The 23,083-nt window shown below is 69.5% G+C and carries 18 protein-coding genes and 1 pseudogene; 14 read left to right on the forward strand and 5 right to left on the reverse strand.

Translation table 11 applies throughout. From position 1 onward, the window contains the following. Positions 1-46: 46 nt before the first annotated feature. Positions 47-835, reverse strand: coding sequence for a GntR family transcriptional regulator (locus OG595_RS19840; RefSeq protein ID WP_329273776.1), 789 nt, complete (start codon positions 833-835; stop codon positions 47-49). Positions 836-942: 107 nt separating this feature from the next. On the opposite strand from OG595_RS19840, the gene OG595_RS19845 reads away from it, so the two are divergent. The 5 genes from OG595_RS19845 (at position 943) to fxsT (ending at position 7,413) form a co-directional block, all read left to right on the forward strand. Beyond that, positions 943-1,350, forward strand: coding sequence for an NUDIX hydrolase (locus OG595_RS19845; protein WP_329283047.1), 408 nt, complete (start codon positions 943-945; stop codon positions 1,348-1,350). A gap of 46 nt (positions 1,351-1,396) precedes the next feature. Next, a complete protein-coding gene (locus OG595_RS19850; RefSeq protein WP_329273777.1) occupies positions 1,397-1,825 on the forward strand; it encodes an ATP-binding protein in 429 nt (142 codons plus the stop codon). Beyond that, a complete protein-coding gene (locus OG595_RS19855; protein WP_329273779.1) occupies positions 1,819-2,226 on the forward strand; it encodes a hypothetical protein in 408 nt (135 codons plus the stop codon). Before OG595_RS19850 ends, OG595_RS19855 begins: the two co-directional genes overlap by 7 nt. A 683-nt stretch (positions 2,227-2,909) precedes the next feature. Then, complete coding sequence (locus OG595_RS19865; protein ID WP_329273780.1) at positions 2,910-3,398, forward strand: trypco2 family protein; 489 nt, start codon at positions 2,910-2,912, stop codon at positions 3,396-3,398. A gap of 1 nt (position 3,399) precedes the next feature. Beyond that, entirely contained in the window at positions 3,400-7,413 is a 4,014-nt protein-coding gene (gene fxsT / locus OG595_RS19870; RefSeq protein WP_329273781.1) for an FxSxx-COOH system tetratricopeptide repeat protein, read from the forward strand. A 192-nt stretch (positions 7,414-7,605) separates the two neighbouring features. On the opposite strand, the gene OG595_RS19875 is transcribed toward fxsT, so the two are convergent. Beyond that, positions 7,606-7,935, reverse strand: coding sequence for a hypothetical protein (locus OG595_RS19875; protein WP_329273782.1), 330 nt, complete (start codon positions 7,933-7,935; stop codon positions 7,606-7,608). 562 nt (positions 7,936-8,497) lie between these two features. On the opposite strand from OG595_RS19875, the gene OG595_RS19880 reads away from it, so the two are divergent. From OG595_RS19880 to OG595_RS19895, 4 genes and pseudogenes are all read left to right on the forward strand, one after another. Next, the gene (locus OG595_RS19880; RefSeq protein ID WP_329273783.1) at positions 8,498-11,512 is read left to right on the forward strand and encodes an FG-GAP-like repeat-containing protein; all 3,015 of its coding nucleotides are present in this window, start codon (positions 8,498-8,500) and stop codon (positions 11,510-11,512) included. Between the two features lie 471 nt (positions 11,513-11,983). Beyond that, a pseudogene (locus OG595_RS19885) lies at positions 11,984-13,345 on the forward strand (jacalin-like lectin); the annotation flags it as partial. 12 nt (positions 13,346-13,357) lie between these two features. Further along, on the forward strand, positions 13,358-13,765 hold the full coding sequence (locus OG595_RS19890) for an RICIN domain-containing protein (RefSeq protein ID WP_329283049.1): 408 nt from the start codon (positions 13,358-13,360) through the stop codon (positions 13,763-13,765). A gap of 297 nt (positions 13,766-14,062) precedes the next feature. Beyond that, positions 14,063-14,233, forward strand: coding sequence for a hypothetical protein (locus OG595_RS19895; RefSeq protein WP_329273785.1), 171 nt, complete (start codon positions 14,063-14,065; stop codon positions 14,231-14,233). Between the two features lie 40 nt (positions 14,234-14,273). Here OG595_RS19895 and OG595_RS19900 read toward each other — a convergent pair whose 3' ends face one another. Further along, a complete protein-coding gene (locus OG595_RS19900; protein ID WP_329273787.1) occupies positions 14,274-14,696 on the reverse strand; it encodes an arsenate reductase ArsC in 423 nt (140 codons plus the stop codon). A 109-nt stretch (positions 14,697-14,805) separates the two neighbouring features. Here OG595_RS19900 and OG595_RS19905 point away from each other — a divergent pair, with 109 nt between their 5' ends. Then, positions 14,806-15,114, forward strand: coding sequence for an ArsR/SmtB family transcription factor (locus tag OG595_RS19905; protein WP_329273788.1), 309 nt, complete (start codon positions 14,806-14,808; stop codon positions 15,112-15,114). 68 nt (positions 15,115-15,182) lie between these two features. Beyond that, complete coding sequence (arsB, locus tag OG595_RS19910) at positions 15,183-16,235, forward strand: ACR3 family arsenite efflux transporter (protein WP_329283051.1); 1,053 nt, start codon at positions 15,183-15,185, stop codon at positions 16,233-16,235. A gap of 36 nt (positions 16,236-16,271) precedes the next feature. Here arsB and OG595_RS19915 read toward each other — a convergent pair whose 3' ends face one another. After that, positions 16,272-16,721: an ArsR/SmtB family transcription factor gene (locus tag OG595_RS19915; protein WP_329273790.1), complete on the reverse strand. Its 450-nt coding sequence runs from the start codon at positions 16,719-16,721 to the stop codon at positions 16,272-16,274. A gap of 59 nt (positions 16,722-16,780) precedes the next feature. Here OG595_RS19915 and OG595_RS19920 point away from each other — a divergent pair, with 59 nt between their 5' ends. From OG595_RS19920 to OG595_RS19930, 3 genes are all read left to right on the forward strand, one after another. Beyond that, complete coding sequence (locus OG595_RS19920) at positions 16,781-18,190, forward strand: NAD(P)-binding domain-containing protein (RefSeq protein WP_443073083.1); 1,410 nt, start codon at positions 16,781-16,783, stop codon at positions 18,188-18,190. 28 nt (positions 18,191-18,218) lie between these two features. Next, positions 18,219-18,686: an ArsI/CadI family heavy metal resistance metalloenzyme gene (locus OG595_RS19925; RefSeq protein WP_329273791.1), complete on the forward strand. Its 468-nt coding sequence runs from the start codon at positions 18,219-18,221 to the stop codon at positions 18,684-18,686. Between the two features lie 289 nt (positions 18,687-18,975). Further along, positions 18,976-19,848 carry a calcium-binding protein gene (locus tag OG595_RS19930; protein ID WP_329273793.1) on the forward strand — a complete coding sequence of 291 codons (873 nt, stop codon included), beginning with the start codon at positions 18,976-18,978 and terminating at the stop codon, positions 19,846-19,848. Positions 19,849-19,955: 107 nt separating this feature from the next. Here OG595_RS19930 and OG595_RS19935 read toward each other — a convergent pair whose 3' ends face one another. Next, positions 19,956-22,919 (reverse strand): SpoIIE family protein phosphatase, encoded by a 2,964-nt coding sequence (locus tag OG595_RS19935; protein ID WP_329273794.1) that lies wholly within the window; start codon positions 22,917-22,919, stop codon positions 19,956-19,958. Between the last annotated feature and the right edge of the window lie 164 nt (positions 22,920-23,083).

A 23,083-nucleotide genomic window follows, 5' to 3' on the forward strand; every position in this document is an offset into this window, starting at 1 on the left:
TACGAGTTCGGAGAAGGAGCCCCGCGCACCACCGCACGTCATGCGCTCACGTCGCCGGGAGCTGGTACGACAGCACGTACGCGTCCGCCGCCATCACGGTGTCGCAGACCTCCACGGCCCGCCCCTCGGTGTCGTACGCGGTACGGATCAGGTGGATCACGGGCACACCGGAGGCCAGCCGCAGCGTCTTGACCTCGGCCGGCGCGGGCATCCGGGCGCGGATCTCCTCCTCGAAGTGGTCGAGGCGGTGACCGAGTTCCTCAAGACGGGCGTAGATGCCACCGGGCCCGGGGTTGGGTTCAGCAATCGCTGTACCGCGTGCGATGTCGAGGGGGAGGTAGGAGGCGGCGAACTCGACCGGCTTCCCGTCGAGGAGATACCGGCGCCGCCGGGCAAGCACCCGACGTACCGAGCCGAGGCGAGCGGAGATGTCCTGGCTGGCCTTCTCCTCCTTGACCTCAAGGCTGTCGACCTGGGGGTGACTGCCGGCGGCGTCGGCTTCGACGATGAACGCGGATTTCCCCTGCTCTCTGTGCCGCCGGGCGAACCGGTCGGAGGCGAGCCGCCGCACGGGCGGCCGGGGCCGTACGAACACGCCCTTGCCGTGCTCGGCGTGCACGAGCCCCTCGCCCTGGAGGACGGAGAAGGAGTTTCGGACGGTCATCCGGGAAACGCCGTAGTGCTCGACAAGCTCAGCTTCGGAGGGCAGCTTGGCGCCCTCGGTGAACCGCCCACGGTCGATGGCCTCGCGCAGCTGGTCGGCGATCTGCCGGAAGACCGCACGATCGCTCGTGGGGTCTAGATCACCGAGCAAGCCGGATGGGAGTGAGGTCACGAGTACTCCTTCAGATATCTAGACGAGTGGGCGAGTGTTGTTGCTACGGTGGAGAGCCTAGCCACCTGAGAGGGCCGAGGAACGTGAGCACTGACCGTCCGCACTCCGTGAGCGTTGCCGGAGTCATCGTCGACGACCAGGGCCGCGCTCTGTTGATCCAGCGCCGCGACAACGGCCAGTGGGAACCCCCGGGCGGCGTCCTCGAACGCGAGGAAACCATCCCCGAGGCCCTGCAACGCGAGGTCCTCGAAGAAACCGGCATCAAGATCACAGTTCCGGCGACCCTCACCGGCGTCTACAAGAACATGACGGGCCTGATCGTCTCGCTGGTCTTCCGCTGCGAGGCCGACAAAGGCACCCCCACCACCGGAACCGAGACCCGCGCGCTGCGTTGGGCCACCCGTGAAGAAGTCTCCGAGCTTGCCGACGAGGCGTACGCGATCCGCGTCCTGGACGCACTCGACGCCACCACCCCGCCGGCCGTCCGCGCCCACGACGGCGTGAAACTCGTCTAGCCCGAACCCGCTGCACATGGCGGCCTACCAGCACGAAGGAACTTGTATGCACGAGTATACGAGCACAGCGCGGGTCTGGGGACTCACTTGCCCAGGTTTCCCAGAAGAGATCAGCCGGGCCCGCCGCTGGACGCGTGACATCCTGCGCGGTTCGCCCATGGCCGACGACGCCGAACTGATCGTGAGCGAGCTGAGCACGAACGCGGTCCTCCATACGGCCAGCGGCTTGGAGGCGGGCAGTTTCCACTTGGCGCTCGCGGTCTCGGCGCAGGTAATCGCCCTGTCGGTCACCGACGACGGAGGCACGGGCACGTCCCCGAAGGTCGAGCACCGGGACCAGGAGGCGGAGCACGGCCGGGGCCTGGGCATGGTCAGCGCACTCGCCCACCGGGTCGTGGTCCACGGCAGTCAGGGCGGCTACACGGTGACCGCAGAACTCTTCACCGACACCCGCCCGGGAGGCCACCCGTGCTGACCAACTGGCCCCGCCGGGGCTTCTGGTGCGAGTGCTGGACCGAAGACCTCACCGAGGCAGAGCCACCTGCACTCCGGGCATCCTTCGACGCCTACTCGCCACCCCAGGCAGACAGATGGATCGCCATCGCGCTGCGGACCATCTCACCAGCGCTCGACTCGGACGCCTCCGACGAGGCATGGGCATGGCTGTACGAGGGACGCATCGAAACTAGGAGAGCACTCCTGCATGCGAAACCCTGCACGGTGTCCGTCACCCACGCCGACACACGCATCACCTGGACAGTCCGACCCGCGCTCTTTCTACCCCTCGCACACCGTCAGGCGGCCGAACTTCCAGCCTGCGCATACGACTTCAAAGCTCACACCAGCCACAGAACCGAGCCACAGCAGACCGACTGAGTTACAACTTTCTCTACTGGTTCAAGCCCCGGCTGCGCTCCGCTCCGCCGGGCGCGCTTCCCGGCTCTGGCTGCGCCCGCGCTCCTGCCTTCGGCCCGCTCGGCGCTGCCGCCGCCGACGCGCGCCCACATGTGGATAGGGCCGGTAGCCATGAGTCGATCACCGCATAGAGCGGCCTGCGGTCAAGGCGATGCCTCCGGCGGGGGATCGGCCGGCACCGGGATGGAGGGGGCGCCGTTCCCGACTGCGGGCCCGTAGTGGCGTGCGCGGGGAGCTCCCATCCCGTCCGCCGTCGACCCAGGCAGAGCCGAGCAGACGCGGCCCATGGCGTCCAGGTCGTTCGTACAGTGGCGCGCTCCACCTGGACGCCATGAACCACGCCCGCTCCACGGTGTGTGGGTCGACGGCGGACGGGATGGGAACTGGAGAGAGCGGTGGGCTGAGGGCTTTCGGCTTGCTGAGCGTTTCAGAATGAGGCTCGGATGCGCGAGCCATCCGCAGCACGCTCGTACAGGTCCAGCGAGGCGACGTGCAGTTATGGCCAGACCCGGTCTCGGTCCAGTCCCGCAGACGACGCCAGGCCGCCACTCCGGAACAGCCCACCGTGTCTCTGTGGGGATGCCCCTCCTGGGACCGTCCGTGGATCCGTGCGGAAGTGCTGCGGGGAGCATGACGAATGGGACATGCTGATTGTTTTCTGGGGCGCCAGTTCGGCGCGGTACATGGGGGTTGCCGTGGAAGCGAAGGTCACGTTGGCGGAAGCGTTGATGGAGTTGCGGCGTGAGTTGTATGCCGCGCAGGACGACGGGGCCGGCCAGCAGCTGCGGTTCGAGGTGGAGCAGGCACAGCTGACGTTGGATGTGGAGTTCCGCCGCGGTAGTGACGGCAAGGTGAAGGTCGAGGTTGGCTTTCCTGGGGTCAAGGCTGGTGCGGAGGCGAGTGGCAGGTTGGAGGCCACTCATCGTCAGACACTGACGCTGAGCCTGCAGGTTCATGACGAGGCCCTGGGCGGCAGCCGTGCCAAGATCCGCCGCCCGTCTGCGGAGGACAATGCCGGCGCCACCGTCGCAAAGTCCACTGGTGCTGAAGCGTCCGAGCAGTCCACGGGTGCTGAAGTGCTGGATGGGGCGTCAGGTTCTGGAGTTGGGGCGAAGCGGCCGTGGGAGCGGTGAGATGGACGCACGACGCCTTGTGTGGGTACGTACCGGGGATCCGGGGGGCTCCGGTTCCGGCTATCTGATCGGGCCCCAGCTCGTGCTGACGGCCCTGCATGTGGTGCTAACGGACCAGCGGTGGGCGCTGCGGGTGCAGGCGCGGGTGGGGCATCCCCGTTTCGGTGACGTCGCGCACCGGCGGGCCCAGGTGTGCTGGCCGGATCCCCTTAAGGGGATTCCGGCCAAAGACGCTCTCGACATGGCGCTGTTGTGGCTGGAGGAGCCTGTCCCTGTGGAGGGTGGTCCGGTGCAATGGGGGCGGCCCGGAGGGATCGTGCCGCTGCCATTCGACGGAGCCGGTTTCCCCGCCTTCGCCGACGAAGCCGCCCGCGGGGACGTCGAGCACTTGCGAGGCGAACTGCCGGTGGTGTCCACGTCGTCGTCCGACTGGGTCCTGGACTGCCGGGTGTGGCCCGACCTCGGACACGGCGGCGAGCGGCCGTGGGCGGGCGCGTCGGGGGCGGCGGTCTTCTGCCGGGACCGACTGGTCGGGGTGGCGGTTGAGGACAACCGGCCGATGGGCGGTCGCCGTCTGCAGGCCGCGCCCGTCCACGAAGCACTCAGCCTGCCCGGCTTCACCGACCTGGTCACCCGGCACGGCCATCCCGGCACCACTGTGTCTCTGGAGGAGATCACCGCCGCGCAGGCGGACACAGAGCGAAACGAAGACGCCGTGACACAGTCGGTGGTGCCTACACCGATCCCCCAGCTGGCGACGGCGTTCCAGCCCCGCAGCGTTCTGCGGGACCGGATCGACGCGGCGTGGTCGGACAACCGGTCGGTCGTACTGACGCAGGAACAGCCGCGCGTGCTGTCCGGTGGGGGCGGGGTCGGAAAGACCCAGCTCGCCGCCGCCTACGCCACCAACGCCGTCACAAATCGCACCGACCTGGTCTTGTGGGTGGCTGCCGCCGAGGTGCAACAGGTGACCACCCTTTACGCGCAGACTGCCACCGCTCTGCAACTGCCCGGCGCCAGCGGCGAGGATCTGGAAGCGGACGCCCGCTTGCTGCTGGACTGGCTGCGCAACACAAGCCGCCGATGGCTCGTCGTCCTGGACGACATCACCGACCCGTACGGCATCCAACCACTGTGGCCCACCAGCCAGACCGGCAGCGGCCGTGTGTTGGCCACCACGCGCAGCAGGGACGCCTCCCTGACCGGCAACGGCCGCATCCGCATCGACATCGACGTCTACACCCCCGTCGAATCCGGCACCTACCTGCGCCAACGCCTCAACGCCGAGAACATGGGCCACCTCCTCGACGACCACACGCCCAAACTCACCCACGCCCTAGGACACCACCCTCTCGGCCTCGGCATGACCGCCGCCCACATGATCAACGAAGAACTCACCTCCACCCAGTACCTCAACCGGTACAACGACCGGCATGCCCTCCTGGAAGAGCTCATGCCGCCGACCGCAGACACGGAGGGCTACCTCAAGCCGAAACAGCCCACGCAGGTCACCGCCGCACTCTTGCTCTCCCTCGACGCTGTACGAGCCAACGACACCACCGGCCTCGCCACCACAGTCCTACGCCTGACCGCCCTCCTCGACCCCGCCGGCCACCCCCACGCCTTGTGGAACACCGCCGCCCTCCTGGACCGCCTCACCACCCACCACGCCCTAGCCCCACAAGGCGACACCACCGCATCACACGCACCAGCCACAGCCGAGCAGGCCCACACGGCCCTCCGCCTCCTGCACCGCTACGCACTGCTGACCTGCGACACCCGGGCCGAACCCCGCGCTGTCAGCATGCACGCCCTCACTGCCCGCGCCACCCGCGAAACCATCCCTGCCGACGAAATGCCAGCCCTCGCCACCGCGGTGGCCGACGGCCTCCTCCAGCTCTGGCCCAACCCTGACCAGCACCACGCCGACCACGCCGCCGTCCTGCGCGCCAACACCAGCGCGCTCTCCGGTCACTCCAACGATTGCCTCTGGAACCCGGATGGGCACCCGGTCCTTTACCGCGCGGGCAACAGCCTCCTCAACGCCGGGCTGGCCGCCTCCGCCACCGCCTACTGGCAGTACATGCTTACGGAAAGTGAGCGGCTGCTGGGCGGCGAGCACCCCGACACGCTCATCGCCCGCGGCAACCTCGCCCATGCCTACCAGCAGGCGGGCCGGACCGGCGAGGCAATCGAGATCGAGGAGCGGTTGGTGGCCGACATGGAGCGGCTGCTGGGCGGCGAGCACCCCTCCACGCTCACCGCCCGCGGCAACCTCGCCTCCTCCTACCGACAGGCGGGCCGGCGTGGTGAGGTGATCGAGATCGAGGAGCGGGTGGTGGCCGACTGGGAGCGGCTGCAGGGCGGCGAGCACCCCTCCACGCTCACCGCCCGCGGCAACCTCGCCAATGCCTACCAGCAGGCGGGCCGGACCAGCGAGGCGATCGAGCTGCTGGAGCGGGTAGTGGCCGACCGGGAGCGGCTGCAGGGCAGCGAGCACCCCTCCACGCTCACCGCCCGCGGCAACCTCGCCAATGCCTACCAGCAGGCGGGCCGGACCAGCGAGGCGATCGAGCTGCTGGAGCGGGTGGTGGCCGACCTGGAGCGGCTGCAGGGCAGCGAGCACCCCGACACGCTCACCACCCACGGCAACCTCGCCTCCTCCTACCAGCAGGCGGGCCGGACCGACGAGGCAATCGAGCTGCTGGAGCGGGTAGTGGCCGACCGGGAGCGGCTGCTGGGCGGCGAGCACCCCGACACGCTCACCACCCGTGCCAACCTCGCCACCTCCTACCAGCAGGCGGGCCGGACCGACGAGGCAATCGAGCTGCTGGAGCGGGTAGTGGCCGACCGGGAGCGGCTGCTGGGCGGCGAGCACCCCGACACGCTCATCGCCCGCGGCAACCTCGCCACCTCCTACCGACAGGCGGGCCGGACCGGCGAGGCAATCGAGATCGAGGAGCGGTTGGTGGCCGACATGGAGCGGCTGCTGGGCGGCGAGCACCCCTCCACGCTCACCGCCCGCGGCAACCTCGCCTCCTCCTACCGACAGGCGGGCCGGCGTGGTGAGGTGATCGAGATCGAGGAGCGGGTGGTGGCCGACCGGGAGCGGCTGCTGGGCAGCGAGCACCCCGACACGCTCACCGCCCACGGCAACCTCGCCACCTCCTACCGACAGGCGGGCCGGACCAGCGAGGCGATCGAGCTGATGGAGCGGTTGGTGGCAGACATGGAGCGGCTGCTGGGCAGCGAGCATCCCTCCACGCTCACCGCCCACGGCAACCTCGCCATCTCCTACCGACTGGCGGGCCGGACCGACGAGGCGATCGAGCTGATGGAGCGGTTGGTGGCAGACATGGAGCGGCTGCTGGGCGGCGAGCATCCCTCCACGCTCACCGCCCACGGCAACCTCGCCTCCTCCTACCGACAGGCGGGCCGGACCGACGAGGCAATCGAGATCGAGGAGCGGGTAGTGGCCGATCGGGAGCGGCTGCAGGGCAGCGAGCACCCCTCCACGCTCACCGCCCGCGGCAACCTCGCCTCCTCCTACTGGCAGGCGGGCCGGACCGACGAGGCGATCGAGCTGATGGAGCGGTTGGTGGCAGACATGGAGCGGCTGCTGGGCGGCGAGCATCCCTCCACGCTCACCACCCACGGCAACCTCGCCTCCTCCTACCGACAGGCGGGCCGGACCGACGAGGCAATCGAGATCGAGGAGCGGGTAGTGGCCGATCGGGAGCGGCTGCAGGGCAGCGAGCACCCCTCCACGCTCACCGCCCGCGGCAACCTCGCCTCCTCCTACTGGCAGGCGGGCCGGACCGACGAGGCGATCGAGCTGATGGAGCGGTTGGTGGCAGACATGGAGCGGCTGCAGGGCAGCGAGCACCCCGACACGCTCACCACCCGTGCCAACCTCGCCCATGCCCGTGATACTGCGGCAGCTGTTCAGCAACCGAATACAGCACCCCCAACAACTGCCGCCGTCCTGCTCCCCCCTTCAGACGCTCCCGAGTGACCGGAATGCCTCTCCCTGACCGACTCTCTGCAGGGCTACAGATCAGAAGGTTCTGACATCCACAGCTGACATCAACGACGCCGGACAGAGGCGCACACCAGCGACTCCGTCCGGTCGTTGCATCAGTCGACGACCGCAGCCGAAGCAGGTGCGGATCGAACTCCTAACAGCGGTGCTCAGTCTCTACGTCGCTCAGGACGAGGGCGTGAAGCCGGCGGACTGGTCGAGGTGGAACGCGGAGCCTGGAGCCGTCGGACTCCAGCCCTCACGCAGGGCAAGCCGAACAGCCGCGGCAACACCGGATGGCAGTACAGGCTCAGCCTCGCGACCGATCCAGTTGCTCGAATGCGGCCGGTCGGTGGTGACCACGAGCGTCGTCCCTGGGGTGTCCGCGTGCTCGACCGCGAACACGCACGGCGACCAGGCCAGCCCCTGGAAGTACGTTGGTCTGCCCCGCAGCCGCCAGCGGTACACCGTGCTGTCGACAACGACCCGCCGTGATCCCCTGCGGACCAGCGCCATGACTCCCCCTTCAACAGCGACGATGCTAGCGACCCCGGCCCCGCCGCCCGTCTCAGTTTCCGTCTCATTCAGCACCGTTCACGGTCGTTCAGCCGAGACCGAAGCCGGTAGCCGCTCCCACTGCCGAACGCCCATGACCGCAGGTGAACGCTCCGATACTCAGCCCACCGCCCCACCACCACAGTTGGAAAGCGTGTTGGGGGCAACCCCTCACGAGTTCGAATCTCGTATCCTCCGCCAGTGCCTCACCGGGCACGATGTCGAAGGGCCCCACCGTTCGCGGTGGGGCCCTTCGACGGTTTTCGGGCCGCGTTGTCCTGGGTTGTTGTCCATGGTGGAGGAGTCCGGCGACCGGTGGGGCGCGCCCCCTGGTCGGTGTGTTTGCGTGTGCGGCGTCGGCTGTCGTTCGCCCGGGTCGGTCGACCGGGTCGGGCAGGTCGTCGGCAGCGCACAACTGCTAGCATTCGCCCGCTTGTTCGGGGGGATGGGGCCCTCCGCGGGGGAGGGAAACCAAGTGACTCGTCATACCTTCGTGCGTGGCTCGCTTGCCGCCATTACCGGGTTGACGCTTTATGCGTCCGCCGTACCGCTGGCGGCGCCCGCTCACGCGGAGACCGCAACGGAGATCGTCCTTCCGGCCACCATGCGCACGACTCCGCGCACGGCGTCTCTGCAGAGTGCCGGGACCTCCGGCTTCCTTGAGTACCGTTCCACCGCCACGGGGTACGGCCTCTGGTGGACCGGGTACGACGGCAGTCGCAAGCCGGTGGAAGGAGGCGATCGGCTGGGGCCTCGGACCCAGGGGACCTACGGCACAGCTTCGGACGTCGTCGCCCTCACCGGGCCGTCCCAGGACGGCGGCGGTGAGCAGGTCCTGCTCCGTGACATGGGAACCGGAACGACGGAGACCGTGGCGATTCCGGCGGGCCAGAGCTATCTGCAGACGTACGGGCGCACCGTCCTGACCGCCTCTTCCACGGGCGGGGAACGGACGCAGCTGTATCTGCTGCGCAACGAGAACGGCAGCACGGTGCAGAAGCCCGTCACCGGATTCCCGGACGGAACGACGTTCCCCTTCTTTCCCCGGGGTACCGCCTCCGGGCTCCTCGTCCACTCCTACCAGCCTGACCACGATGCCCACTACGCCTGGGTGGATCCCGAAACCGGCGTGGCCACCGCCCTGTCTCCGCAGGTGGGGAACTCGTACACCCTGATGGGACCCGACTACGTCGTCAGCAGGTCCTCCGCGTCAACGGTGCAGGTGTACGCCGTAGGTGCGTTCGACGTGCCCACGCACGAAATCCCGTTCCCGGCCAATGCCGCGAACAAGATCCTCGGGGTCGTCGGTGACGCGCTCGTCGTCGCGCGGCGCGGCGCGTCCTCCGTCTGGAGCGTGTTCGCGCTGCCCTTCGACGGCTCCGGAGAACTGCCCCTGGCGAGGCGGGCGAATCCCGAGGCCCTCGTCACCCCCGACGGCGGCCTGCTTCTCGCCGGTGGGGAGTCCTCCCTCGACTACGGCATCGCCAGGATCGAGGCGGGAGCCGACGGTCTGCCCTTGATGCACCGGATCGTGGATCTGCCCGCCGTGCCGATGGGGATCGAGTCGCTCGATCTGAGCGGCGGTCAGCTGATGACGTTCGAGTCCGGCGACGGGGCGACGCACCTGTACAGCCGCTCGCTGGTCACGGAAGGGGACCTGGCCGCGGACCCCCGCACCGACCGGGGGAGCACCACGCGATGCGGGATCATGAACGGGGACTACGGGTCCTGCCCCCCTCTCATGGGCACAGGTGACGGGCGGGCCGTCTACCGGACCTGGGACGGGAAGCTGTACGTCCTGGACCGGGGTGAGTCGCTCCCCGGCACCGTGTTCGCCTCCGGACTCGATGACACCCACGGTCTCCTTGACGCCGCCGGCCGGTACGCGAGCTGGCGCGGACCCACGGCGGCGGGAGACGGCCTGATGGTCGCGGATCTGGACACGCGCGAGGTCGTGCTCACCCGCGAGGGCTGGCTTCTCGACACCCCCACCGCCGTGTGGGGGGAGACACTGTGGACCTGGTCCGGCGGCACCGCGACGGCCACGGAGGTGCGTTCGGGCAACGCCATCACCTCGTTCCGGGTGGGCGGCGGTTGCGGTGTCCGGGACTTCCAGGCGGTGGGACGCTGGGTGTACTGGTCCGGCTCGTGCGAGGTTCCCCAACAAGGGTCGGTGGCCAAGGCCTTCGTGTACGACGCCCGCAGGAAGACGCTCGTCGCCGCTCCGACCGGACGGGAGAACCGTCTCGGTGACGGCTTCCTGGTTACGCGTGGTTCCACGTCGGGGTCACTGACCCTCACGGACGTCGCCAGCGGCTCCGCGGTGAGCCGGCCCCTGGCTGCCGAGGCCGGGGTCTGGGACGTCGATCCGTACACCGGACTGGTCGGTTACGTGGACCCCGACTCCCAGGACATCCACATCGTGCGGAGTGGTACGCCATCCACGGACATCGCGGTCCTCGGAGCGAAGACGGAACCCTCGGTCAGCGTGCTGAGTCCGTCGTCCACGTGGGACGGCACGTGGTGGCTGTCGAAGCCGGCGTCGTCGTGGACGCTGGTGCTCAGGAACAGGGCGACGGGCGCCACCGTGCGCACGCTGACCGGCGATGCCGCCCAGGACACGGTCCGAGCGTCCTGGAACGGCAGGACGTCGACGGGCGCGTACGTGGCGAACGGCACCTACACCTGGTCGCTGACCGTGACACCGGCCGGCGGGCAGGGCGCGGCGGCGACGGCTTCCGGCTCGCTGAGGCTGACCGGTGGTGCCGCCGTGCGACGCGACCATGTCGGGTCCGACGGCATTGGTGACCTGCTCACGCTCACCCCTTCGGGCGCGCTCACCTTCCACCAGGGCGACGGCAGCGGGAAGTTCACGACGAGGACGACGGCATCGGGCTGGCCGTCCTCGGTCACCGCGGTGCCGTTCGGGGACCTGAGCGGCGACCGCTGCGACGACGTACTCGTGCGGCTCGGCAGCGGTGCGCTGCGGGCCTACCGGCCGGGGTGCGGCAAGGCGCTGACGACGTCCACGTCGTACACCGCGCTGGGAACGGGCTGGAACCAGTACGACGTGCTGACCTCACCGGGCGACATCACCGGTGACGGCCGGGCGGACCTGATCGCCCGCCGGGCGTCCACCAACGACATCTACCTGTACAAGGCCACCGGCAGCGGAACCCTCTCGGCGCGAGTGAGGATCGCCAAGTGGTCCGGCTACAAGAAGATCGTCGGCGTCGGCGACCTCAACGGTGACGGGTACGGAGACCTGTTGGCGCAGGACGCGTCGAACGAGCTGTGGCGGTACGGGGGCACGGCGGCCGGCGGTTTCAGGGCTCGGGTCAAGGTGGCCGACAACTGGGGCACCTCCTACAACGTGGTGGTGGGCGTCGGAGACATCACCTCGGACGGAAAGGCCGACATCGTCTCCCGTGACACCTCCGGCAGGCTGTGGCGCAACAACGGCGACGGCAGGGGCTCCTTCGGCCCCCGCACCGCGATAGCCACCACCGGCTGGCAGGGCTACAAGGCCCTGTACTGACCCGGCCGACGACGAGACGACGTCCCAGCGCTCCGATGACCATGCCGGTGCCGGTGACCATGCCGGTGCCGGCATGGTCACCGGCACCAGTCCCATTCACCGTCCCGTCGGCGGGCAATTCTTCTCAGTTCCAGGCCGAGTTGCCTTCCGTCCGCCTGAGGGGGAGGCGGATTGCGGGGTCGGCGACCGTCGGACGGTGGATGGGCGGGAGGTGGCCCTTTTCCCGGAAACCCGTGCCGTGGAGGCCCGTTTCTGTGAGTCCGAAGAGGGCCTCCACAAACGCTTACATCAAGGCCCGGCGACGCGTACAGTCGCACCGCGCCTGCGCTCCCCGACAGGACAGGCGCCCCCCTCTCACCAGTTCCCCTGTGGCGCCCCGGCAGTGATCGACGCATGCCCGAAGCATCCAGTTTGGCATGCACTGAACATATTTCCGCCCGGCGTCCACACCGCATCACCAAGGAGACACCGATGCGAAGACTTCTCTCCTGTCTGGCCACAGGCGCCCTCGCGCTCACCGGCCTGGGCGCGACCGTCGCGACGGCGACGCCCGCCGCCGCTACGACCACCACCGCGGCGGCGGCATCCGGCACGTTCAACGTGCTGTCCTACAACGTCGCCGGGCTCCCGGAGATCCTCTCCAGCGCGTCGACCGACCGCGAGACCTCCACGACGGCGATCGGCCAGCGGATCGCGCCGTACGACATCGTCCAGGTCCAGGAGGACTTCAACTACCACGCCTACCTGTACGCCGGGGACACCAACCACGCCTACCGCACCCCCACCAGCGGCGGCGCCGGAATCGGCAGCGGCCTCAACACCCTCTCGAAGATCTCCTACGACGAGGACGACTTCGAACGGGTCGGCTGGAACTCCTGCCAGTGGGACTCCGGCGACTGCCTGACGCCCAAGGGGTTCACCTTCATGCGTGAGCGCCTCGCCGAAGGCGTCTACGTCGACTTCTACAACCTGCACACCAACGCCGGCACCAGCGACGGCGACCTCGCCTCACGCGCCGACAACCTCAACCAGCTGACGGCGTTCATCCAGTCCCACTCCGCCGGCAACGCCGTCGTCGTGATGGGTGACACCAACACCCGCTACACCCGCTCCGGCGACACCATCGCCGAGTTCGCCGCCGCCAACGGCCTCACCGACGCGTGGGTGAAGAACATCCGGGGCGGCGTGGCCCCCGTCAAGGGCAGCGACGCGCTCGTCTGCGACCAGACCGGCGCCACCGTGCCCAACACCTGCGAGGTCGTCGACAAGATCCTCTACCGCGGCAACAGCTTCGTCACCCTCGACTCGACGAGCTACAACAACGAGCACTCCAAGTTCCTGGAGTCCGGCACCGGTCTCATGCTCTCCGACCACGACCCGATCACCGCGTCCTTCACCTGGAAGACGAACCCCGCCTACCAGTTCAGCGACCAGTTCGGCGGCCCGCACGGCGACTACTTCACCGACGTCGCCGGCGTGCCGTGGGGCGCCCAGGCCACCACGATCTCCCTGCGCGCCGGGAACCGGGTCGACCAGGTCGCGGTGACCCTGAACAACGGCACGACGCTCACCCACGGCGGCACCGGGGGCACGGCCTCGTCCCTGACCCTGGGCAGCACCGAGTACGTGACCAGCGCGTACCTGTGCCAGGGCAAGTACAACAACACCACCCGGATCTTCTACGCGAAGTTCACCACCAGCCTCGGCCGCACCCTCGCCGGCGGCTCCACCACGTCGGACTGCGTCACCCGCAACGCGCCCGCGGGCTGGCAGATCGCCGGGTTCCACGGCCGTAGCGGCGACGAGCTCGACAAGGTCGGCTTCATCTACACGCCGAACGACTTCATGCTGGTCAACCGGGCCACCGGCAAGTGCCTCGACGTGAACAACTGGTCGGCCGCCGACGGGGCGAACGTCCAGCTCTGGACCTGTACCGGCGGAGCCAACCAGCGCTGGCGCATCGAACCGCTGAGTGACGGCACCAGCCGGATCGTCAGCACGGTCAGCGACAAGGTGCTCGACGTCAATGACTGCGGCACCTCCGACGGCACCAACATCCAGCAGTGGACGTGGTGGGACAACGCCTGCCAGCGGTGGTCGCTCACCGACACCGACAGCGGGTGGCTGCGCCTGACGAACCCCAACAGCGGCAAGGTCGCGGACGTGGCGGACTGCGCCAGCACCGACGGCACCGACGTCCGCCTCTGGACATGGCTGAACAACTACTGCCAGCAGTGGCAGGTAGTGGCCTAGTCCCCGGACCCGCGAGCGACGCGCGAAAGCCGCGTGAGCGATACGTGCGTGATGCGTGAGCGATACGTGCGTGAGCGATGCGTGAGCGGATGGCGAAGCAGAACCGATCATGATGACCAGGACTCATCGTCCGGGTGGTGCTGACCTGCGCGGACAGCACCACCCCGCGTGAACCGACACCGGGGCACCGGGGCGGGCCGGCCGCCGGATCAGCCCCGGTGGCCGGCGTCGGCGCAGGTGCCGAACGCGGAAAGCGTGGCGTACGGCTCCAGTCCGGGCCCGCCACGGTTTCCTCTCGTGCGCTGGGTCCTCGCGCCGCGCACGACGTGGCGGGCCCGTCGCCGCGCGATCGCGTTCGGCCCCGGCATCGACGCCCGTACCGCCTGGACGATGGCTCGGCTGGAGCGGCACCCGGAGGAACGCGCGTACGGTATGCGGCACTTGGACGGCGAGGGGAACGCCGGCTGAGCCGGTACGGGAGGGTGACAGGGCGTCGACATCCCGGAGGTCACGCCTCCCGTTGGGCGTCGATCTCCGCGATCAGGGCCTCGATACGGCCCCTGATCTCGTCCCGGATCGGGCGGACGGCCTCGACGCCCTTGCCCGCCGGGTCCTCCAGGGCCCAGTCGAGGTACTTCTTGCCGGGGAAGACCGGGCAGGCGTCGCCGCAGCCCATGGTGATGACGTAGTCGGACGCCTGGACGGCCTCGGTGGTGAGGATCTTCGGCTGGGCGTCGGAGATGTCGACGCCGACTTCCCTCATCGCCTCGACCGCCGACGGGTTGACCTGGTCTCCGGGGATCGACCCGGCGGAGCGGACCTCGATCCGGTCGCCCGCGAGGTGCCCGAGGAAACCGGCGGCCATCTGGGAGCGCCCGGCGTTGTGGACACAGACGAACAGTACGGACGCGAGCGGCGAGCTGGAGGACATCGACTTCGATTCTTCCTTCGTCAAGGGTTCTTGCGCGCGCCCGGACACCCACCCGGGTCGCATCAGCCAAGAATGACATCAGCACAGAATGATGTGAAAGTATCAGCCCATGATGACGTCGGTCGACACTGATCTGATCCGGGTCCTGGCCGACCCGCTCAGGCTCCAAATCGTGACCCTGCTCGCAAAAGAGACGCTGTGCACCACGCACCTGATGGAGGAGACCGGTGCCCGGCAGACCAACCTCTCCAACCATCTGAGGGTGCTGCGCGAGGCCGGTCTCGTCGAGACGGAGCCCTGCGGCCGGTACACGTACTACAGGCTGCGCCCGGATGTCATCGCCCAACTCGCAGGCCGGTTCGCCGATCTGGCCGAGTCCGCACGTACCGCCGCCGGGAACAAGAGGGCCTGTCCGTGACCCGCAGCACCGAAGCATCCGCGTCCACGGCCTCGACGACGGCCTCGACCACGACCACGACCGCCGAGGTGCCCTCGGTCGTCGCGAAGCTGTCGACGCTCGACCGCTTCCTGGCGGTATGGATCCTGGTCGCGATGGCCCTCGGGCTCGGCCTCGGCCGCGCCGTCCCCGGCCTGAACGACGCCCTGGCCGCGGTCGAGGTCGGCGGCATCTCGCTGCCGATCGCCGTCGGCCTGCTGATCATGATGTATCCGGTCCTGGCCAAGGTCCGTTACGACAGGCTCGACGCCGTCACCGGCGACAAGAAGCTCATGGTGTCGTCGCTGGTCGTCAACTGGATCGTCGGGCCGGCCGTGATGTTCGCGCTGGCCTGGATCTTCCTGTCCGACCTGCCCGAGTACCGCACAGGCCTGATCATCGTCGGCCTCGCCCGCTGCATCGCCATGGTCATCATCTGGAACGACCTGGCCTGCGGCGACCGCGAGGCAGCGGCCGTGCTCGTAGCCCTGAACTCGGTCTTCCAGGTGCTGGCGTTCGGCCTGCTCGGCTGGTTCTACCTGGACCTGCTGCCGGGGTGGCTGGGCCTCGGCGACGGCGAGCGACTGGACATCTCCATGGGGAAGATCGCCCTGAACGTGGTCGTCTTCCTCGGCGTCCCGCTGCTGGCCGGGTTCCTCACCCGCCGTATCGGCGAGCGCAGGCTGGGCCGGGAGAGGTACGAGTCCGGCTTCCTGCCGAGGATCGGCCCCTGGGCGCTGTACGGCCTGCTCTTCACGATCGTCGTCCTCTTCGCCCTACAAGGGAGGACGATCACCTCGCAGCCGCTCGACGTCGCCCGTATCGCACTGCCGCTGCTGGTGTACTTCGCGGTGATGTGGTTCGGCACGTTCGCCCTCGGCAGGGTCATCGGCCTGCCCTACGACCGCACGGCGACCCTCGCCTTCACCGCGGCCGGCAACAACTTCGAGCTGGCCATCGCGGTCGCCATCGCCACGTTCGGCGTCACCTCCGGCCAGGCACTGTCCGGCGTCGTCGGCCCGCTCATCGAAGTCCCGGTCCTGGTCGCGCTCGTGTACGTCTCCCTGGCCTGGCGGCGGAGGTTCGCTCCCGCCGGCGACTGACGGCACCCCCTCGGGAGAGGGCCGGGTCGGTCGCCCTCAGGTGCCGGTCGAGGCGGTCCCCAGCAGCTTGCCCATCGCGGCCAGCACCGACGGCTCGACCCGGTAGTACACCCACGTACCGCGCCGCTCGGAGGTGAGCAGACCGGCCTCCTTGAGCTTCTTCAGGTGGTGGGAGACGGTCGGCTGGGAGACCCCGACGTCGGAGATGTCGCAGACGCACGCCTCGCCGCCCTCGTGCGAGGCCACGGCGGAGAAGAGCCGCAGCCGCACCGGGTCGCCGAGCGCCTTGAACATCCGCGCGGCCGTCTCGGCCTCGTCCGCGGTGAACGGGCGCTCGCTCAGCGGCGGGCAGCACGGCGCCACAGCCTCACTGGGGGCGAGGGTGAGGACGGAGGCGGAGGCGGGAGCTGCGTCTGCGTCTGGGGCTGGGGCTGGGGCTGGGGCTGGGGCCAGCAGCAGCGACGCCTTCGTATTCGTATTCGACATGCATCTATGTTGACACATGTCGAATCAGCGACGGAGTGACCTGACCGCTGATTCGATGAATGTCTATGTTGACGCTCATCGATACAGGTGCCATGCTGGCAGCGCAGGAGATCGACAGATATCGAAACAAGGGGGACCCCGTGGCCTTGTCCAGTACCAGCGCGCTTGCCATCGATCAGCTGCCCGTCGTGGTCGTCGGCGCCGGCCCCGTCGGTCTGGCCGCCGCCGTCCGGCTCGTCGAGCGTGGCATCGAACCCCTGGTCCTGGAGGCCGGGCCGGTCGCGGGCAGCGCCGTGCGCGAGTGGTCCCACGTCCGGCTGTTCTCGACCTGGGGCGAGGTAGTCGACCCGGCCGCCGAGAAACTCCTCGCCCCGACCGGCTGGGTCCGCCCCGACGCCGCCGCCTACCCGACCGGCGGAGAGTGGGCCGAGAAGTACCTTCAGCCACTCGCCGACGTCCTCGGTGACAGGGTCCGCTACGGCACCACGGTGACCGGCGTCGCCCGCGCCGGACGCGACCGGATCGTCGACTCGGGGCGTGCCGGGCAGCCGTTCACGGTGCACGTCCGGTCCGTCGACGGGGCCGAGGCGCGGATCACCGCCCGCGCGGTCGTCGACGCCTCCGGCACCTGGTCCACCCCCGGCCCGATGGGCGCCGACTGCCTGCCCGCGCTCGGCGAGAGGACGGCCGCCGAGCACGTCTCCTACCGTGTCCCCGACCTCAACGACCCTGTCGTACGCGCCCGTTACGCGGGCAGGCGCACCGCTGTCGTCGGCTCGGGCGCCTCCGCCTTCACCGCGCTCGCGCTCCTCGCCGACCTCGCGAAGGAGGCGGACGGCACCCACGCGGTGTGGATCCTGCGGCGCGGCATCGGGGCGGGCACGTACGGCGGCGGGGACGCCGATCGGCTTCCCGCCCGAGGTGCGCTGGGGCTGCGCGCCCAGGCCGCCGTCGAGGCCGGCCATGCCGACGCGGTCACGGGATTCCGTACACAGGCTGTGGACCGCGACGGGGACGGCGACCGGCTGATCCTCGTCGCGGAGGACGGACGCCGGCTCGACCCGGTCGACGAGGTCATCGTCCTGACCGGCTTCCGCCCCGATCTGACCTTCCTCTCCGAAATCCGCCTCGGCCTCGACGAGCGCCTCCAGGCGCCGGTCGCCCTGGCCCCGCTGATCGACCCGAACGTCCACTCCTGCGGCACCGTCCCCCCGCACGGCGTGGACGAGCTCTCGCACCCCGAGGAGGGCGTGTACCTGGTCGGCATGAAGTCGTACGGCCGCGCCCCGACCTTCCTCGCCATGACCGGTTACGAGCAGGTCCGTTCCGTCGCCGCCGCGCTCGCGGGCGACCAGGAGGCCGCCGGGCGCGTCGAGTTGACCCTGCCGGAGACCGGCGTGTGCGGCGGCGCGGGCCTGTTCGACGAGCCGGAGAGCCCGGAGAACACCGAGTCGTCCGGCGGCTGCTGAACTCCCCACCCAACACAGGAGGTTCACCATGACATCACGCGTACAACTCGCCCTTCGCGTCCCCGACCTCGCCGCGTCCGTGGCCTTCTACACGAAGCTCTTCGGCACCGAGCCCGCCAAACTCCGCGACGGATACGCCAACTTCGCCGTCGCCGAACCCCCGCTCAAGCTCGTCCTCATCGAGGGCAGCGCGGACGAGGCGACGCGCATGGACCACCTCGGAGTCGAGGTCGGGAGCACCGAGGCCGTCCACGCCGCCACCGCCCGCCTGGGCGAGTCGGGGCTGGCCACCGACGTGGAGAACGACACCACCTGTTGCTACGCCCTCCAGGACAAGGTCTGGGTCCACGGACCCGGCCAGGAACCCTGGGAGGTCTACGTCGTCAAGGCCGACGCCGACTCCCTGGCCAAGCAGCGGGGCAGCACCTGCTGCGCCGCCCCGGACGAGGCCGACACCGGCTCCAAGGAACCGTCCGTCGCGGGCGGCTGCTGCTGATCCGCCGATCCGTTGAACCGTTGACCCGTTGACCCGTGTCCGTGTCCGTGTGTCCCCGCGTCTCGCTCGGCCCTCACTTCCAGAGGTCAGGCCCGTCCTCCAGAGGAGCGAACGGCGGTGCGGGGGCACTCCGGAGCCGTCGATCACAGCGATTCCGCCGCGATCCACCATGTTTCGGAATTCCGGTACAACCCCAGCCCCTGGTCCGCTGTCTAACGGGTAATCAGAAGCGACGATCACCCGCGACACACCCATCCACGGCACCACTCCCCGAAGGGGCTGCTTCGCCATGCGTACGCACAGAAGGATCGCCACCGCCACCACCAGCGCTCTCGCCCTCACCTTCGCCCTGGGCGCCGCCGCGCTCACGGCCCCCGCCGCCCAGGCGGCCACGCCGAACGCGGGCTCACTGCGCCACACAGACGGCGAGCTCTGGTACAACGGCGCCTCGGGCCAGACCAACCGGCTGACGGTCTCGATGACCGTCGAGATCCGCGACAACGAGTTCGACGCCTACTACATCCTCACCTTCCGCGACCGCGCCCCCATCGCCATCGACACGAGCGCGGCGAGCAACGACGAGTGTGTGTACCCGTCGGCGGCCGACCACACGGTCGCCCGCTGCGCGGTCGGCATCCCGGTCGGCTCCGACGACTCCGACATCTACGACGTCGACCTGGGCGACGGCAACGACACCGCGACGATCGCCCCCGACAACACCGCGTACGCCACGATCTACGGCGGCAAGGGCAACGACGTTCTGCAGGGCACCAGTTGGGACGTGCTCTACGGCCAGGACGGCAACGACCGCCTCAGCGGCGGGGGCGGAGTCTGGGGCCTCGGAGCGTACGGCGGCGCCGGGAACGACATCCTCACCGGGTGCGCGACCGTGTGTCACGGCGGCGCCGGCAACGACTCGCTCACCGGCGGCAGGGACGGTGACGGGGACGAGAACGCGCTGTACGGCGACGCCGGCAACGACATCCTGCACGGAAAGTCCGGTGCCGACTTCCTCTACGGCGGAAAGGGCAACGACCGTCTCTACGGTGACGCCGGCAACGACACGCTCTACGGCAACAGCGGCAACGACACCCTGCACGGCGGCCCCGGCAGGGACACCCTCTCGGGCGGCCCGGGAGCGGACAAGGTCTACCAGAACTAGGCCGCGCCGCAGCCGCCCCCACAGGGGCGCGGGCCTGTGACGCCAACCGGCCACCCGGCCACGCAGTCACCCAGTCACCCGGCTGTGGAACTACCCGGCGAGAGGGCTCAGTTCAGGTCTCCGAGCCCTCTCAGCTCCGACAGGTCGTCGAAGTCGCCGGGGTTCAGAAACATCAGCTCCATCGCGTCACCGGGCGCTTCGCCCTGCCCGCCCACCGGGGGCTGAAGTGCCTGTTCCGTCCAGATGCACTTGCCGGTGGGCGTGTAACGCGTCCCCCACCGCTGGGACAGCGCGGTGATCAGTTGCAGCCCTCGGCCGCCCTCGTCCGTCTCCGTCGCCCGGCGGATACGAGGCATCGTCAGGCTGCCGTCGAATACCTCGCAGATCAGCTCGGCGCCGTGCAGCAGCCGGAGTTGGACGGGTCCCTTGGCGTGCCGTACGACGTTGCCGACCAGCTCGCTGGCCAGGAGTTCCGTGGTGGGCGTGAGGTCGTCCAGGCCCCAGACGGAGAGCTGTTCGCGGACATGGCGGCGGGCCTGTCCGGCCGCCCTCGGGTCCTCGGGCAGCGGCCAGGAGGCGACCCGGTCGCCGGTCAGGGCGTGCAGGCGGGCGATGAGGAGAGCCGCGTCGTCCGCGTTCGGCTGCTCGGCGGGGAGCAGTCCCGCGGTGAGCGTGTCGCAGAGTCCTGCGAGGTCGCCTTCGGTGCCGGCCTCGTACGCTCCTCTTAACAGGTGGGCCAGTTGGCCCATGCCCTCGTCGATCTCCCGCTTCGACGACTCGACCAGACCGTCCGTGTACAGCACCAGCAGGCTGCCGTCGGGGACCTTCAACTCGACTGTTTCGAAGGGGGGTTCGGCTGCGCCGAGGGGCGGGTCGGCGGTGAGGGCCGGGAAGTACACCGTGCCGTCTGGGTGCACGACGGCCGGCGGGGGATGGCCGGCGCGGGTGATGGAGCAGGTCTGGGTGATGGAGTCGTAGAGGGCGTACAGACAGGTGACGTACGACTCCTCGCCCATGTTGCCGACGATGTCGTTGAGGTGGCTCATGATCTCGTCGGGGGGCAGTTCGAGGTCGGCGAGGGTGTGGACGGCGGTGCGCAGCCGGCCCATGGTGGCCGCCTGGGGCAGGCCGTGGCCCATGACGTCGCCGACGACGAGGGCGACCTGGCCGCCGGAGAGCGGGATGATGTCGTACCAGTCGCCGCCGACGTCCACGCCCTGGGCGGCGGGGAGGTAGCGGGCGGCGGCCGTGCAGGCGGGCAGGTCGGGCAACTCGCTGGGCAGCAGGGCGCGTTGGAGTTCGCGGGAGCGGCTGCGCTCGTCGTCGTAGAGGCGGGCGCGGGCCAGTGCCTGGGCGACGAGGGCGCTGATCGTGGTGAGGAGGGTGCGTTCCTCGTCGGTGAAACCACGCGGGCGGTCGAAGCTGACCGAGCAGACCCCGAAGGTGTTGCCGGACGCGGTCAGCGGCAGGAACGCCCAGGCCGATTTGCCGCTGTGCCGGGGCAGTCGGGCCAGCGGCGGATAGTGGGCGGCGAACTCCTCCGGGGACGTGAAGAACGCGGGGGCCTCGTTGATGATCACGTCACAGCTGGGCCAGCCCGGCGTCAGCGGGGCGTCGCTGATCCGGCTGAGGAAGCCCTCGTCGTAGCCGATGGATCCGACGGTGCGCAGGCGGTCGTCCTCGATGGTCTGGACGATGAGGCCGGCTGCGGCGAACGGCGGCAGTACGCGCCGGGCGACCACGTCGACGACGTCCCGCGAGGTCGTCGCCTTGGCGAGCCCGGCCGTCAACTCCGCGATGCGGGCGGCGCGTTCGGAGGCGTCGTACTCGGCGGCCCGCCGTTCCTCCTCGTGCCGCCGCTTCTCGGTGACGTCCTGGAGGTAGAGGGTGCGGCCGTCGGGGCCCGGGACCAGTCGCAGATGGTGGCGGCGACCGGTGCCGGGCACGCGTATGTCGAAGCCGACCGACTTGTCCTCGGCGGCGGCCTTCCGGCAGCGCCTCTCCAGATCGGGCAGTTCCCGCACGGTCGGCAGGTCCCACAGGACCCGTCCGAACAGCTCCTCCTCGGAGAGACCTAGAGTGCGTTCGGCCTCCAGGTTGGCGAAGGTGATCCGCCAGGCGTCGTCGACCGCGAGGAACCCGTCGCTCATGTGCCGCAGGGCGCGGCTGAGCGCGTCCCGGGCGGTCCGCGACTCGTTGCTGTCCCAGCCCATGCCGATCATCCGCAGGGGCTCGCCGTGCTCGTCGTACGTCGCCCGGCCGCGTGCCTGGTGCCAGCCGTACGTTCCGTCGAAGGCCCGTACGCGGTACTCGGCCTCGAACACCGAGTGGCCGCGGATCGCCTGGTCGACGAGGGCCAGGGTCGGCCCCAGATCATCGGGGTGGACGCAGCGCATCCAGTTCTCGACGCGGGCGGTGTACTCCTCGGGGCGGGTGCCGTACAGCTCCATCGCGGCTTCGTCCCAGATGAGTTCGCCGTTCTTGATGTGCCAGTCCCACGACCCGACGCGGACCTCCTTCAGCGCCTGGCGGAGCCGGTCCCCGCTCATCTCCGAGTGCACGGGACCGGCCGGCAACGGCGCCTGGACCATGCGTTCCTCGGCCCAGGCGACGACGGCCCGCAGGAACCGCCAGTGGGCGTACGTCGGTTCACGGTTGTCACCGGTGATGACGGTGAGGGCGCCGATGCTGCGGTCGCGGCGGATGACCGGCACGGCGGCGAGTCCGCTGCCCGGAATGGGCGCGCTCGACGGGCAGATGGGGATCGTGGGATCGGCACGGTCGGCCGCCACGCCCGGTATCCACACCCCGCGGCCCTCGTGGCTTTCCTCGTACAGGGCACGGGCGGGGGCCAGCGGGCCCTCCTGGTCGATGATCTCCCAGGGACCGGTGAGGGCCGTGGGCAGACCGGTGGCCGACACCAGCCGCAGCGCCGACATGGGGCCCCGGAGATGAATCGTTCCCCCGAGCGCGCCCAGCTCCGCGACCGCGTGCTGGAGGGCCAGCCGGAAGACCTCGCTCTCGGCGACACCGGGGTCCACCGAGCCGAGCAGTGCCAGCCGTGCGTTCATGTTTGAAGTTTTACCGTTCGAATGGCACCTCAAGCAGGACTTTGCAGGAATCTCACGTTCACCTCTGGCCACCTTCACCGGCACCCGGAGACGTCAACAGCCTTGCTCCGTGCGCAGGTTGTGTGACATTCCACCGTCATCAGGGCCAAGTAGCCTGCCGTTGA

Origin of the sequence: Streptomyces sp. NBC_01451 (genome assembly GCF_036227485.1) — a bacterium.
Classification (GTDB): Bacteria; Actinomycetota; Actinomycetes; order Streptomycetales; family Streptomycetaceae; genus Streptomyces.

Bases quoted from the DNA above. Each gene is read 5' to 3' on its own strand.
- OG595_RS19925 (WP_329273791.1), top strand. From the start codon at position 18,219: ATGACATCACGCGTACAACTCGCCCTTCGCGTCCCCGACCTCGCCGCG.
- OG595_RS19920 (WP_443073083.1), top strand. From the start codon at position 16,781: ATGTCTATGTTGACGCTCATCGATACAGGTGCCATGCTGGCAGCGCAG.
- OG595_RS19865 (WP_329273780.1), top strand. From the start codon at position 2,910: ATGCTGATTGTTTTCTGGGGCGCCAGTTCGGCGCGGTACATGGGGGTT.
- OG595_RS19935 (WP_329273794.1), bottom strand. From the start codon at position 22,919: ATGAACGCACGGCTGGCACTGCTCGGCTCGGTGGACCCCGGTGTCGCC.
- OG595_RS19900 (WP_329273787.1), bottom strand. From the start codon at position 14,696: ATGTCCTCCAGCTCGCCGCTCGCGTCCGTACTGTTCGTCTGTGTCCAC.
- OG595_RS19850 (WP_329273777.1), top strand. From the start codon at position 1,397: ATGCACGAGTATACGAGCACAGCGCGGGTCTGGGGACTCACTTGCCCA.
- OG595_RS19905 (WP_329273788.1), top strand. From the start codon at position 14,806: ATGATGACGTCGGTCGACACTGATCTGATCCGGGTCCTGGCCGACCCG.
- OG595_RS19875 (WP_329273782.1), bottom strand. From the start codon at position 7,935: ATGGCGCTGGTCCGCAGGGGATCACGGCGGGTCGTTGTCGACAGCACG.
- OG595_RS19915 (WP_329273790.1), bottom strand. From the start codon at position 16,721: ATGTCGAATACGAATACGAAGGCGTCGCTGCTGCTGGCCCCAGCCCCA.
- fxsT (WP_329273781.1), top strand. From the start codon at position 3,400: ATGGACGCACGACGCCTTGTGTGGGTACGTACCGGGGATCCGGGGGGC.
- OG595_RS19890 (WP_329283049.1), top strand. From the start codon at position 13,358: ATGCTGGTCAACCGGGCCACCGGCAAGTGCCTCGACGTGAACAACTGG.
- OG595_RS19930 (WP_329273793.1), top strand. From the start codon at position 18,976: ATGCGTACGCACAGAAGGATCGCCACCGCCACCACCAGCGCTCTCGCC.